Origin of the sequence: Pseudomonas sp. Root562 (assembly GCF_001427125.1) — a bacterium.
In the GTDB taxonomy this organism is placed as follows: domain Bacteria; phylum Pseudomonadota; class Gammaproteobacteria; order Pseudomonadales; family Pseudomonadaceae; genus Aquipseudomonas.
Window position 1 is genome coordinate 449,313 of record NZ_LMGK01000021.1, and the last position, 12,697, is coordinate 462,009.

General features: G+C 59.3%; 10 protein-coding genes and 3 pseudogenes. 2 read left to right on the top strand and 11 right to left on the bottom strand.

Annotation, left to right across the window (positions count from 1 at the left end; translation table 11 throughout):
* Positions 1 to 6: 6 nt before the first annotated feature.
* From ASD60_RS17770 to ASD60_RS17795, 6 genes are all read right to left on the bottom strand, one after another.
* Entirely contained in the window at positions 7 to 1,908 is a 1,902-nt protein-coding gene (locus ASD60_RS17770) for a sensor histidine kinase (protein ID WP_056855247.1), read from the bottom strand.
* Positions 1,909 to 2,127: 219 nt separating this feature from the next.
* Positions 2,128 to 2,862 (bottom strand): amino acid ABC transporter ATP-binding protein, encoded by a 735-nt coding sequence (locus ASD60_RS17775; RefSeq protein WP_015093699.1) that lies wholly within the window; start codon positions 2,860 to 2,862, stop codon positions 2,128 to 2,130.
* Complete coding sequence (locus ASD60_RS17780) at positions 2,859 to 3,530, bottom strand: amino acid ABC transporter permease (RefSeq protein ID WP_056855248.1); 672 nt, start codon at positions 3,528 to 3,530, stop codon at positions 2,859 to 2,861. Before ASD60_RS17780 ends, ASD60_RS17775 begins: the two co-directional genes overlap by 4 nt.
* Positions 3,530 to 4,276, bottom strand: coding sequence for an amino acid ABC transporter permease (locus tag ASD60_RS17785; protein ID WP_056855249.1), 747 nt, complete (start codon positions 4,274 to 4,276; stop codon positions 3,530 to 3,532). The genes ASD60_RS17780 and ASD60_RS17785 overlap by 1 nt, the downstream gene beginning before the upstream one ends.
* Positions 4,277 to 4,468: 192 nt before the next feature.
* Positions 4,469 to 5,395: a glutamate/aspartate ABC transporter substrate-binding protein gene (locus tag ASD60_RS17790; RefSeq protein ID WP_056855250.1), complete on the bottom strand. Its 927-nt coding sequence runs from the start codon at positions 5,393 to 5,395 to the stop codon at positions 4,469 to 4,471.
* Positions 5,396 to 5,672: 277 nt separating this feature from the next.
* Complete coding sequence (locus ASD60_RS17795; RefSeq protein ID WP_056855251.1) at positions 5,673 to 7,298, bottom strand: glucan biosynthesis protein D; 1,626 nt, start codon at positions 7,296 to 7,298, stop codon at positions 5,673 to 5,675.
* A gap of 415 nt (positions 7,299 to 7,713) precedes the next feature.
* Between ASD60_RS17795 and ASD60_RS17800 the strand changes: the two genes are divergently transcribed.
* The gene (locus tag ASD60_RS17800) at positions 7,714 to 7,899 is read left to right on the top strand and encodes a hypothetical protein (RefSeq protein WP_056855252.1); all 186 of its coding nucleotides are present in this window, start codon (positions 7,714 to 7,716) and stop codon (positions 7,897 to 7,899) included.
* A gap of 175 nt (positions 7,900 to 8,074) precedes the next feature.
* Here the strand turns inward: ASD60_RS17800 and ASD60_RS17805 are convergent, their stop codons facing one another.
* Together ASD60_RS17805 and ASD60_RS17810 are read right to left on the bottom strand one after the other, a co-directional pair.
* A complete protein-coding gene (locus ASD60_RS17805) occupies positions 8,075 to 8,575 on the bottom strand; it encodes a BRO-N domain-containing protein (RefSeq protein ID WP_056855253.1) in 501 nt (166 codons plus the stop codon).
* A gap of 631 nt (positions 8,576 to 9,206) precedes the next feature.
* The gene (locus ASD60_RS17810) at positions 9,207 to 10,691 is read right to left on the bottom strand and encodes an APC family permease (protein WP_056855254.1); all 1,485 of its coding nucleotides are present in this window, start codon (positions 10,689 to 10,691) and stop codon (positions 9,207 to 9,209) included.
* Positions 10,692 to 10,747: 56 nt separating this feature from the next.
* Between ASD60_RS17810 and ASD60_RS28915 the strand changes: the two genes are divergently transcribed.
* Positions 10,748 to 10,954: a hypothetical protein gene (locus tag ASD60_RS28915; protein ID WP_130930721.1), complete on the top strand. Its 207-nt coding sequence runs from the start codon at positions 10,748 to 10,750 to the stop codon at positions 10,952 to 10,954.
* 91 nt (positions 10,955 to 11,045) lie between these two features.
* Here ASD60_RS28915 and ASD60_RS29490 read toward each other — a convergent pair.
* From ASD60_RS29490 to ASD60_RS29500, 3 pseudogenes are all read right to left on the bottom strand, one after another.
* Positions 11,046 to 11,882: pseudogene (locus ASD60_RS29490) on the bottom strand (aldehyde dehydrogenase family protein); the annotation flags it as partial.
* Between the two features lies 1 nt (position 11,883).
* Positions 11,884 to 12,041: pseudogene (locus tag ASD60_RS29495) on the bottom strand (aldehyde dehydrogenase family protein); the annotation flags it as partial.
* Positions 12,042 to 12,126: 85 nt separating this feature from the next.
* Positions 12,127 to 12,697 (bottom strand): annotated as a pseudogene (locus ASD60_RS29500) (aldehyde dehydrogenase family protein); the annotation flags it as partial.

The following is a 12,697-nucleotide window of genomic DNA, read 5'->3' on the forward strand; positions in this document are numbered from 1 at the left end:
CGTTGTTCATATTGGCTCGGCGGGAAGGGGGCTTACCAACGGTAAACTGAGAACGAATGCGGTGCCACCGCTGGCCGGGTGTTCGACACCCAGGTGACCGCCGGTGGCGGCGGCCAGGCTGGCGGAAAGGGTCAAGCCAAGGCCAAGGCCCTGTTCGCCGGGTTTGGTGGTGAAGAACGGTTCGAACAAATGCTTGCGCGCTTCGGCGTCGATGCCATGGCCGTTGTCACGTACCCGCAGCCGATACTTGCCATCGAAGGTTTCGCCTTCGAGCCACAACTCGGGCTGCGGTTGCGCCTGCATCGCGTCGAGGGCGTTGCCGATGAGATTGACCAGGATCTGTTCGAGGCGGGTCTGGTCGATTTGCACCTGCACATCTTCAAAGTGACGGTGCAATTGCAGGGCGATGCTTTCCACTCGGCCACCGAGCAATTGCAGGGCTGCGTCCACGCCCTTGCCCAGACACGCCTGGCCCTTGTCGTCACCGCGGCGGGCGAAGGAGCGCAGGCTGGCGGTGATGCGGCCCATGCGGTCGATCAGTTCGTTGATGGTCTTGAGGTTGGTACTGGCCACGTCGAGTTGGCCGCGTTCCAGAAAGCGCACGGTATTGCCGGACAACGTGCGCAGCGCCGCCAGCGGCTGGTTCAGCTCATGGGCGATGCTGGTGGACATCTGGCCGATCGCCGCGAGTTTACCGGCCTGCACCAGTTCATCCTGGGCACGGCGCAAAGTCTCTTCGGCTTGACGGCGTTCGCGGATCTGACCCTTGAGCCGCTCGTTGCTGGCGCGCAGGTCGACGGTGCGTTCGGTAATCCGACGCTCCAGTTGATTGTTGGCTTCCTGCAAGGCTTCCCGGGCCGCGAGGCGGGTGGCGATGACCTTGCGCCGCTCGTTCCAGGCAATCAGCAGGAACGCCACGAGGGCAAATGCCACGGCCACCAGAATCCCCTGATTGATCGCTTCGCGACGCAGATCCTGGAGCGGTGTCAGCAGGGTGAAGTTCCAGGGGGTGTCGCTCAGTGGCCGAGTCTGTGACAGATAGCTGATGTTCTCGTCGTCGGAAACCAGTTCACTGTTGGCCGGGAAGGTGAGTTTTTCCACACCTTCAGACAGAGTTTCCCGGGCCAGCGGTTGCAATTCGTTCAGCGGAAACCAGTAGTACTGCAGGCTGCGGGCGAGTTTTTCTTTGGTGTCATCGCTCAGCGGCACTACTGACTTGAGGCGGCGCGCCGGATCGCTGGAGAGAATGATGATGCCGTTCTCGTCGCTGACGAAGGCTTCCAGACGCGCCCGTTGCCAGCGTTCTTCCATGGCTTCGAGACGCACCTTGACCACCGCGACGCCGATGATCTTGCCGTGTTCTTCCAGGCCATGGGCCAGGTAGTAACCAGGTTCGCCGTTGGTGCTGCCGATGCCGTAGAAGCGCCCGGGCTGGCCGCGCACGGCGTTCTGGAAGTAGGCACGGAAGGACAGGTCTTCACCCAGATAGCTGTCGACATCGCGCCAGTTGCTGGTGGCCATGACGCGACCGGTGGTGTCCATCACATAAATGGCCCGACTGCGGCTGCGCCGGTTCAGGCCTTCAAGGTAATCGTTGACCGTTTGCCGGTGTTCCGGAGTCGGGTCGGCCAGCAGCTTCGAAACACTGGTTTCGAGTTCCAGCAGGCTGGGCAGGTAGGTGTATTTGCTGATTTCGCTTTCGACGGCGCGGGCGTGCAGCTCCAGCTGGCGCTGGCCGTTTTCGCCGAGGCTGCGAATGCCGTAGTGTTCACTGACCAAGAAGCCGATGTAACCCAGTCCGATCATCAGCGCGATGATCAGCGGCGGCAGGAACAGATGGCGGATCAGACGAGGTTTCACGGCGAGTGATGGCGACGTGGCGCGGTAGAGTTCGGGGTCGCATTTCATCACAGATGCCTTGGGTCAACCAGCATGGCAACGGGCTTGCTCTGGTTCCTGCCGAACGAAGAATCTGTGGCGAGGGAGCTTGCTCCCGCTCGGCTGCGAAGCAGTCGTAAAACCGATGAATGCGGTGTGTCAGAAAAATTGCATTTACAGGTTTCGGGGCCGCTGCGCGACCCAGCGGGAGCAAGCTCCCTCGCCACAAGGAGCAAAGCCAGTTGCTGATTAGTGCTGCAGAATCTTGTTCAGGAAGTGCTGCGTCCGCTCGGCGCGGTGGCTGATGTCGCCGAAGAACTCTTCTTTCTTGCAGTCTTCGATGATTTTGCCCTGGTCCATGAAAATCACGCGATCAGCCACTTTACGGGCAAAGCCCATTTCGTGGGTCACGCACATCATGGTCATGCCTTCGTGGGCCAGTTGCACCATCACGTCCAGCACTTCGTTGACCATTTCCGGGTCCAGCGCCGAGGTCGGTTCGTCGAACAGCATGACGATCGGGTCCATCGCCAGTGCACGGGCAATCGCCACACGCTGCTGCTGACCACCGGACAGTTGGCCCGGGTGCTTGTGGGCGTGGGCCGAGAGACCGACACGTTCGAGCAGTTGCAGGCCTTTCTTGGTGGCCTCTTCCTTGCTGCGGCCCAACACCTTGATCTGCGCGATGGTCAGGTTTTCGGTGATGGTCAGGTGCGGGAACAGCTCGAAATGCTGGAACACCATGCCCACGCGCGAACGCAGTTTCGGCAGGTTGGTTTTCGGGTCGGCGATGGAGGTGCCGTCGACCACGATGTCGCCTTTCTGGAACGGTTCCAGGGCGTTGACGCATTTGATCAGGGTCGATTTGCCGGAACCGGATGGCCCGCACACCACGATCACTTCGCCTTTTTTGACCTCGGTGCTGCAATCAGTCAGTACCTGGAAGTCCCCATACCACTTGTTGATGCTTTTGATAGAGATCATACGGCGAACCTTTTTTGCAGACGCTTGACCAGCTGCGAGGCGGCAAAGCTGATGATGAAGTACACGAGACCCGCGAAAATCAGGAACTCATTGGAGCGGCCAATGATGTCGCCACTGGCGCGCGACGCATTGAGGAAGTCCACCAGACCGACGGCGTAGACCAGCGAGGTGTCCTGGAACAGGATGATGCTCTGTTGCAGCAGCAACGGCGTCATCTTGCGGAACGCTTGCGGCAGGATGATCAGGCGCATCATCTGGCCGTAGGACATGCCCAGCGCCTGGGCAGCACCCATCTGGCCCTTGGGAATCGACTGCACACCGGCACGGACGATTTCGCAGAAGTACGCCGCTTCGAACATCATGAAGGCGACGATGCACGAGGTGAACGCACCGATCGGCGTGTCTTCGCCCGTGATCCAGCGCAAGACGAACGGCACCGCCAGGTAGAACCAGGTGATCACCAGCAGCAGCGGGATCGAGCGGAAGTAGTTGACGTAGGCGCCGGCCAGGTTCGACAGCAACTTGTTGTGGGACAGGCGCATCAACGCCAGGATGGTGCCGAGGATGATCCCGCCGATCACGCCCATGGCCATCAGCTTGAGGGTCATGACCATGCCGTTCCACAGGCCCGGCAGGGACGGGATGATGCCCGAGAAGTCGAATTCCATCATTTACCCCCTACGGAAATCAGGCCCGGCACGGCGACTTTCTTCTCGACCAGACGCATCAGCAACATCAGGCTCATGTTCAGGGTGAAGTAGATCAGCGTGGCCAGGGTGAAGGCTTCGAACAGGTTGGCGGAGAACTCGGCGGTCTGTTTGGTCTGCGCGAGCAACTCCATCAAACCGATCAGCGAGGCCACGGAGGTGTTCTTGAAGACGTTGAGGAATTCCGAGGTAAGCGGCGGAATGATGATCCGGTAAGCCTGGGGCAGCAGCACGTTCCAGTAAATTTGCGGCAACTTGAAACCCATGGCGCGGGCCGCGGATTCCTGGCCTTTTGGCAGCGCCTGGATACCGGTGCGCACCTGTTCGCAAACGCGGGCGGTGGTGAACAGGCCGAGGCACACGACCACGCTGAGGAAGGCCGAGGTCGTCGGGTTCAGGTCCTGCTTGTACCACTCTTGCAGGTCAGCCGGCAGCAGATCGGGTACCAGGAAGTACCAGATGAACAACTGCACCAGCAGCGGCACGTTGCGGAAGAGTTCGACGTAGCAGGTGGCGATGCCCGATACGATGCGGTTCGGCACGGTACGCATGACACCCAGGATCGAACCCAGTGTCAGGGCGATGATCCAGGCCGCGATGGCGATGCCGATGGTCCAGGCCAGACCGGACACGTACCAGTCGAGATACGTCTCGCTGCCCACGCCGGTGGACTTGAAGAACACGCTCCAGTCCCAGTTGTAATTCATTAGGGTCTCCCCTCAGATCGATCGATGTACAAGTACCCGCTTGGGGAAGCTCCGTTCCCGCCTGAACTCGATGTTCAGGCACACGCGATCGGCTCGACAGCCACCGGTCCGAGTGTTTCCTAAAATGCCAGCAGGGAGTGACAACCTCCTGAAAGGGCCTGGGCCCTGTCAGGAGATAAGGTTAGTCAGAAATCAGGACTTTTTTTCCGCAGACTTGTCGTCAGCCGCTTTATCGGTCGGATTGGCGATCAAGGCCTTGAGCTCGTCGCTCATCGGGAAGTTCAGGTTCAGGCCTTTTGGCGGGATTGGCTGCATGAACCATTTTTCGTAGATCTTGTTGATCTCGCCCGACGCGTAGGTGGCCTTGATGGCGTCATCTACAGCCTTCTTGAACGGCGCGTCGCCTTTGCGAACCATGCAGCCGTAGATTTCGTAGGACTGTGGAGTGCCGGTCACGGCCCAGTCAGAGGCTTTCTTGGCCTTGGCTGCTTCACCTGCCAGCAGGGCGTCATCCATCATGAACGCAACGGCGCGGCCGGTTTCCAGCATCTGGAAGGACTCGCCGTGGTCTTTGGCGGAGATGACGTTCATGCCCATTTGCTTGTCGGCATTCATCGCCTTGAGGATGCGCTCGGACGTGGTGCCAGCGGTGGTCACGACGTTCTTGCCTTTGAGGTCGTCGAAATCCTTGTACTTGGAGTCAGCCTTGGACAGCAGGCGAGTACCGATTTCGAAGATGCCGACGGAGAAGTCGACTTGCTGCTGACGCTCGACGTTGTTGGTGGTGGAACCGCACTCGAGGTCCACGGTGCCGTTCTGTACCAGCGGGATACGGGTTTGCGAAGTCACCAGGTTGTATTTGACCTGGAGGTTCGGCATGTCGAGGTCTTTTTTGATGGCTTCGACGACTTTCAGCTGGATGTCGTGGGAGTAGCCGACCGGTTTGCCGGAAGCGTCAGCGATGTAGGAAAACGGAATGGAAGCGTCGCGATGGCCCAGGGTGATGACACCGGACTCTTTGATCTTCTTCAGGGTGCCGGTGAGTTCGGCGGCGAAAACTGGCGTGCTGATCAGAGCGGCAGCAATGGCTGCGCCCAGGATATGGGGAACGATGCGCATCAAATTTTCCTCGACATTGTTTTTTTTATGGAGCCAGTTGGCCGGCCCTTTTGTGCTGCAAAAATGCCTGGGCGCTACGTGAGTTCGCGCAAAGGACATTCGTCGAAGAAGTGTAGAGCATGACTCGTGCCAGACCAGTGCCAATTGGTCAAAGCATTGATTTATAAGGAAATTAAATATTTATGGCGGTGTTGTTGTGATGAAAAAATCCGGTTAACCGAACCGACCCGCAGGTCGCGTTCGGAAAACCGAATGGTGGCAGGGTGCTACCGGTTCATCAGGTGTATTTGCGCTTGTCCGGAGCGGGCGGGAAGTACTGGTACAACCAGGTTTCACTCAGCGTACGGTCGTTGGTACGGATGAACAGGCGCATCTCGACGGGAGCGACGCTGTCATTGGTCGGGTACCAGTCGAAGAGGATGCGGTAGCCCTTGATGTCGTCCAGCTTGAGCACGCTGAAATCCTTGACCTCACCGTTTGAGCACGTGACCACCGGTTCGATGCCCGTGCCTTCAGGCAAGCGGTCCAGGCCGCCACCGTTGAAGTCCACGGCAAAGCGCCGTGCCCAGACCGGTGGATAGTGTTCGCCAGGTGCCCAGCCTTCAGTGAAACCGCCCATTCCCGAACGCGTGGCATGAACCCGCGCCAATGGCGTGCCGACGGGTGGCAATGCGCTCCAGTACAGCTTGTAGCCGTAGTTCAGTGAGTCGCCGGCAGCCACCGGTTTCTTCGGCGTCCAGAAGGCGACGATGTTGTCCATGGTTTCGCCGGTGGTAGGGATCTCCAGCAGATCGATCGAGCCTTCGCCCCACGCCGTGGTCGGTTCGACCCACAGGCTTGGGCGGCGGCTGTACCAATCGACGGTGTCCTGATAGTTGGCGAACTCGTGATCGGTCTGCACCAGGCCGAAACCTTTCGGGTCGGTGTCGGCAAAGGCGTTGAATTGCAGGGTGGCCGGGTTGTTCAACGGGCGGCAGATCCACTCGCCGTTGCCGCGCCACATGGCCAGGCGATCGGAGTCATGGATTTGCGGGTGAATGGTGTCGCACATGCGGCGCTCGTGGGTGCCGCAGCTGAACATGCTGGTCATCGGCGCGATGCCCAGTTGATCGATGGCGGTACGCGCATTGACGTGGGCATCGACCTCCATCACCACGCGCTCGGCCTGGCAATCGATGTCGAAACGGTAGGCACCGGTGGCGCTCGGCGAATCGAGCAGGGCGTAGACCACGAAGCGGGTGCTGTTCTTGTCCGGCGTCTCGAACCAGAACTTGGTGAAATCGGGGAATTCTTCGCGCTTCTTGGCGTAGGTGTCGATCGCCAGACCACGGGCCGACAAGCCGTATTGGCCAGTGGCATCAACTGCGCGAAAGTAACTGGCGCCGAGGAAAGACACCACATCGTGCTTGTCCAGCTCCGGCGCCTTGAACAGCTTGAACCCGGAAAACCCCAGGTCGCCGGTCAGTTGCTTGGTGTCGACCGTGGTGTTTTCGTAGTTGAACAGCGAAGGGCGGAAATGCACTTCGCGCGCCATGCGGGTTTTCGGATCGACACTGTACATGCGCACCGGCTGCTTGAAGCCCATGCCGACGTGGAAGAACTGCACGTCCAGTTGGCCCTTGTTGTCCTTCCACAACGAATGATCGCCGTCGTAACGGATCGCATTGAAGTTCTGCGGGGTCATCGTCGCGAGGGTCGGCGGCAGCACTTGTTTGGTGTCCTGATAGCGATTGCTGGCCAACTGCTTGGCCTGCACTTTCAGCGCCTCGAAATCGAAGGCCCTGGCTTCACCATCGGCGGTGCCGGGGGCAGCCCAGGCGCGGGCGGCAAGCAGGCCGGAGGCGGACAAACCGGTGTAGGCAGCGATGGCCATGGAGGCTTTGAGCAAGTTCCTGCGATGCATAAATACAACCTGTCGTTAACAATCCCGCGCCGTTCCTGGCACGTGCTGGATCAGAAATATCGGTTCGGACATGCCTTCGGCCAAACGCAACGGACTTTAAAACAGATGCCCGCTAGCTTAAACCGTTCGATTGCAGAGCAAAAATGATTGATGGCACCACGCTGGCGCGGCAATGAAACAAGACATGTCGGGAAACATTTCCGACAGCACCTTCTGATTTACAGGGCATTTCTGCTTTTTTCGACTAATTACTCTAAAAACCGCTTTTCAGCGCCCGGATTATTTCTATCCTGTGTACATGACCGGTTTATGCCCTTCGGGCCGGTGCGGTTCAGCTGACATGAGGCGCTGCTGAAAAAGGATTAGGGCGATGCGGTTTCTGAAGTTTTCTTTGACGTAGAGAAGGACATCGTCCATGTCGAAAGTACAAGGCATCACCGAAATGTTGGGAATCTTTCCATGCCTGGCCAGCGGCCGGCGAAGACGTCGTCTGAACAGTGAGGAAATGAAACTGGTGGAACGCTATCGAGAGTTGTCGGAGAGCGACCGGATCGCGATGAGGTATCTGGTGGATGCGATGAGGAGTGTTTCGAGGTTTTGAAGCAGGGCTGGTTACCGTGAAAGCCATTTGGCTTTTACGTTGGCCAGATCCATCAACTTGCTGTGGCGAGGGAGCTTGCTCCCGCTGGGGCGCGTAGCGGCCCTCGCTTTACCTTCAAAACGAGGACTGCTGCGCAGTCCAGCGGGAGCAAGCTCCCTCGCCACAGGTCATGCACTCAAGCCCTAAAAGCCGGAGAAGGTCGCTGTCCATGCATCAGCTCAGGCATGTCGCGCCACTTGATCCAGGCGTGATGTTGGTAATGCAGCAAAGGCACTGAGACTCCGGCCCAATTCAATGAGCTCAGGCTGGGCAGGTTTTCCATGGTTTCTGATTTCGCGGCACGCATCGAGGGTATGACCTCTTTACTCAACCACTGGCGCAGGTTGCGGTTTTCCGGGACGAAGTGGTGAACCAGTAAGGCGTACATACCTGATTCGCTGACCATCAGGGTTTCAACTGTTTTGCCGTCCTTGAGCAACCAGACTTTGCGGCGTTGGTCGGGGTCGAGTTTCAGGGTCAGACGTTCATTCAGTGGTTTGCCCATCAGGCGACCAAGATCCTGGACACAGAACCAGGCTTGGTTGTCTTGCATGAAGGCGTGGAGGAAGCGGTTGTGGCGGGTGAAGACGGTCGGATCGAAATAGGGACTAGGCGAGCTTTGAGGATGCATTGGCATGGCGTGAATTCCGTTTTGGTTTGGAAAGTCGCCACCAACCCTTCGACAGGTTGGGTGGCGGACCGAGTGGCGTTCGAAGTCGGGACACTTCCAGGTCAAAACGGAAGCCGAAAGGCCCGCGCCACACGGCCCGCCATAAAACAGAACTGAAGGCAAAAACAGCCACAGTTCTATGGGGGCGCGCAAGCACCGTTTTGACGTGTTCCGGCTTCGACTCCGGATCGCTGATTTGGCAGCGACGGGACAAAGCCTATCGGTCAGGCGCTCGCGGCGCCAAGTCTACTCTGGCGACGCTTGTTGTAGGAATCGGGGGATTTTCAGGAAGGGCGGATCTGTAGGAATTTCCTGTTTTTGTGCCGGCTGCAGAGAAGCTGCACATGATGGGCAATTTTTCCGCTATCTATTCGAATTCTCATCCACCTAACCGCTGTGCATCAGGAACAGAGTGATGACTGATAGTGAAAACGAATGCGTAAGTTTGAAGCCCTGGATCGCTTCGAAGCTGTACGGTGTAAAGCCGATATCAAATGGCGTACGGATGATCTGATGATTTTGCTGCGTGGTGACGAAAGTGGTTGCTCGATGGGCAGAGCTCGCCCCGGGACCCCACATGATCCCGGAGCGATTTGAATCAGCGACTAACCTTCCACGCATCCCCCGCAGGCGCCGTACCGTGATCATACGGTTTGGCAATCCACATGTAGAGCAACCCCAAACCAATCACGATGGCCGTGCTCAGGACCATGGCGTAGTTGATGTACCACGCGGCATCCGGGGTGCGTGGCCAGGCCATGTTGATGATGGCGCCGACGCCGTAGACCAGCGCGCCGATGTTGACCGGCCAGCCCCAGGCGCCGAGGGTGAATTTGCCGCTGGGCTTCCAGCCCTTCATGCGGGCGTACAGGGCAGCGAGCACGATCATCTGGAACGCCAGGTAGATGCCGATCGCAGCGAAGCTGACGATGGTGGCGACCGCGTCTTGCAGGAAGAAACCGAGAATGATGATCAGCGCCGGCAGGACGCCGGAGACGAACAGTGCGGCCACCGGAACCTGAGTCGCAGGCGAAATCTTTTTCAGCAGCCGGCTGCCGATGACCATTTCGTCGCGAGCGTAGGAGTACAGCAGACGACTCGCCGCCGCTTGCAGGCTGATCACGCAGGAGATGAAGGAAATCATCACCACGGCCATCACCATTTTCGAGCCGACCGGGCCGAAGGCGTTGTTGAGGATGGTGCCGACCGGGTCCTTGTCAGTGCCGTTGATCACCGCTTGCATGTCCGGCACGGCCAGGATCAGTGCCAGGCAAGCGAACATCGCTGCGATACCGCCGATGTAGATGGTCATGCGCATGGCCACCGGGATTTTCTTGCTCGGGTTCGGGGTTTCTTCGGCCACGTCGCCGCAGGCTTCGAAACCGTAATACAGGAACATCCCCGCCAGTGAAGCGGTGAGGAATGCCGGCAGGTACGAGCCGTTGATGCTGATGTCGAAGGTGTTGAACAGCACGCTGATCGGCTGATGACGTTCGAAGAGCAACAGGTAGACGCCAACGATCACCGCACCGACCAGTTCGCAGAGGAAACCGAACATGGCGATGCGCGCCAGCGTCTTGGTGCCGCTCAGGTTGACCAGCGTGGCGAACAGCGTCAGCACCAGGGCAATGACGATGTTGGTGTTGTTGCTCGGCTCAAAACCGAGCATGGCGGCGAGGTAAGGACCTGCACCTACCGCAACGGCGGCGATGGTGACGCACAGGGCGATGGAGTAGATCCAGCCGACCATCCACGCCCAGCGTTTGCCCACCAGGCGACGAGCCCACGGGTACACGCCACCGGAAATCGGAAACTGCGAAACCACTTCACCGAAGATCAGGCACACTAGCAACTGGCCGCAACCGACCAGCAAATAAGCCCAGAACATTGGTGGCCCGCCAGCGGCGAGGCACAAGCCGAAGAGGGTATAGACCCCTACCACCGGCGAGAGATAAGTGAAGCCCAGGGCGAAGTTTTCCCACAGGCTCATGCTGCGGTTGAAGTTGGAGGTGTACCCCAGTTTGCGCAGTTGCTCGGCATCGCTGTCGGCAATGGCTGCAGAGAGATCGGGTGATGCACTCATGTGTGTTTGCTCCGGGAAATCGGCAGATTTCGGATGTCCGAGGCCGTGGCGGTGCCATGGAGGCGCCGCCCGGATCGGTGGTTATTGTTTTGACTTCTTTGGTGTGGCGCCTGGTGCTGCCTGGTGTCGGTTTCTTCCCTGAGATTGCGGTGACGCCATCGCGGGCAAGCCATGCTCCTACGGGTTTTGTGGCGTGCACCCATTCTGCCAACGACATCAATCCTGTAGGAGCAAAGCTTGCTCGCGATGCTTTTAATGCTTGAACATCACATGCCGTACGACGGTGTAATCCTCGAGCCCATACATCGACATGTCCTTGCCATAGCCAGACAATTTCTGCCCGCCATGGGGCATTTCGCTGACCAGCATGAAGTGTACGACGGTGTAATCCTCGAGCCCATACATCGACATGTCCTTGCCATAGCCAGACAATTTCTGCCCGCCATGGGGCATTTCGCTGACCAGCATGAAGTGCGTGTTGACCCACGTGCAGCCGTACTGCAAGCGCGCCGACAGGCGATGGGCGCGGCCGACGTCGGCGGTCCACACCGAGGAGGCCAGGCCGTAGTCTGAATCGTTGGCCCAGCCCAGCACTTGGGCTTCATCGCTGAATTTGGTCACTGACACCACCGGCCCGAACACTTCGCGGCGGACGATTTCGTCGTCCTGCTGGGYATCGGCCAGCACGGTCGGTTCGAAGAAGAAACCATTGCCCTCGACCGCTTTGCCGCCAGTGATCAGGCGAATGTGCGGCTGGGCGATGGCGCGTTCGACTTCGCGGCGGACGATTTCGTCGTCCTGCTGGGCATCGGCCAGCACGGTCGGTTCGAAGAAGAAACCATTGCCCTCGACCGCTTTGCCGCCAGTGATCAGGCGAATGTGCGGCTGGGCGATGGCGCGTTCGACAAAACCGGCGACGCGGTCGCGGTGTTGCGCGGTAATCAGCGGGCCGAGCTCGGTCGCCGGGTCATCCTGCAAGCCGTACTTGATGCTGCTGACCGCCGCGCCGAGCTTCTCGACGAATGTGTCGTAAATGCCTTCTTGCGCATAGATGCGGCAGGCGGCGGTGCAGTCCTGGCCGGCGTTGTAGAAACCGAAGGTACGGATGCCTTCGACGGCGGCGTCGATGTCGGCGTCGTCGAAGATGATCACCGGGGCCTTGCCGCCCAGTTCCATGTGCATGCGTTTGACNCCGAAGGTACGGATGCCTTCGACGGCGGCGTCGATGTCGGCGTCGTCGAAGATGATCACCGGGGCCTTGCCGCCCAGTTCCATGTGCATGCGTTTGACGCTGTCRGCGGTGCTGGAAATGATGTTCGAACCGGTGGCGATCGAGCCGGTCAGCGACACCATGCGCACTTTCGGGTGAGTGACCAGCGGGCTGCCGACGCTAGGACCACGGCCGAACACCAGGTTGAGCACACCGGCCGGGAANCCGGTCAGCGACACCATGCGCACTTTCGGGTGAGTGACCAGCGGGCTGCCGACGCTAGGACCACGGCCGAACACCAGGTTGAGCACACCGGCCGGGAAAATCTCCGACGCCAATTGCGCCAGACGCAGGGCGGTCAACGGCGTTTGCTCCGATGGCTTGAGCACCACGGTGTTGCCGGCGGCCAGGGCCGGGGCGATTTTCCAGGCRACCATCATCAGCGGGTAGTTCCACGGCGCGATGGAAGCGATGACGCCCACCGGGTCGCGGCGGATCATCGAGGTGTGGCCCGGCAGGTATTCGCCACCGACCATCATCAGCGGGTAGTTCCACGGCGCGATGGAAGCGATGACGCCCACCGGGTCGCGGCGGATCATCGAGGTGTGGCCCGGCAGGTATTCGCCACCGGCCGAACCGCTCATGCAACGGCTGGCGCCGGCGAAGAAGCGGAACACGTCGGCAATCGCCGGGATCTCGTCGTTCAGCGCGGCGCTGTAGGGTTTGCCGCAGTTGTCCGATTCCAGTTTGGCCAGCTCTTCGCCATGGGCCTCGATGGCATCGGCGAGTTTGAGCA

Bases quoted from the DNA above. Each gene is read 5' to 3' on its own strand.
- ASD60_RS17810 (WP_056855254.1), bottom strand. From the start codon at position 10,691: ATGAGTGCATCACCCGATCTCTCTGCAGCCATTGCCGACAGCGATGCC.
- ASD60_RS17770 (WP_056855247.1), bottom strand. From the start codon at position 1,908: ATGAAATGCGACCCCGAACTCTACCGCGCCACGTCGCCATCACTCGCC.
- ASD60_RS17800 (WP_056855252.1), top strand. From the start codon at position 7,714: ATGTCGAAAGTACAAGGCATCACCGAAATGTTGGGAATCTTTCCATGC.
- ASD60_RS17790 (WP_056855250.1), bottom strand. From the start codon at position 5,395: ATGCGCATCGTTCCCCATATCCTGGGCGCAGCCATTGCTGCCGCTCTG.
- ASD60_RS17785 (WP_056855249.1), bottom strand. From the start codon at position 4,276: ATGAATTACAACTGGGACTGGAGCGTGTTCTTCAAGTCCACCGGCGTG.
- ASD60_RS17805 (WP_056855253.1), bottom strand. From the start codon at position 8,575: ATGCCAATGCATCCTCAAAGCTCGCCTAGTCCCTATTTCGATCCGACC.
- ASD60_RS17795 (WP_056855251.1), bottom strand. From the start codon at position 7,298: ATGCATCGCAGGAACTTGCTCAAAGCCTCCATGGCCATCGCTGCCTAC.
- ASD60_RS17780 (WP_056855248.1), bottom strand. From the start codon at position 3,530: ATGGAATTCGACTTCTCGGGCATCATCCCGTCCCTGCCGGGCCTGTGG.
- ASD60_RS28915 (WP_130930721.1), top strand. From the start codon at position 10,748: ATGGAGGCGCCGCCCGGATCGGTGGTTATTGTTTTGACTTCTTTGGTG.
- ASD60_RS17775 (WP_015093699.1), bottom strand. From the start codon at position 2,862: ATGATCTCTATCAAAAGCATCAACAAGTGGTATGGGGACTTCCAGGTA.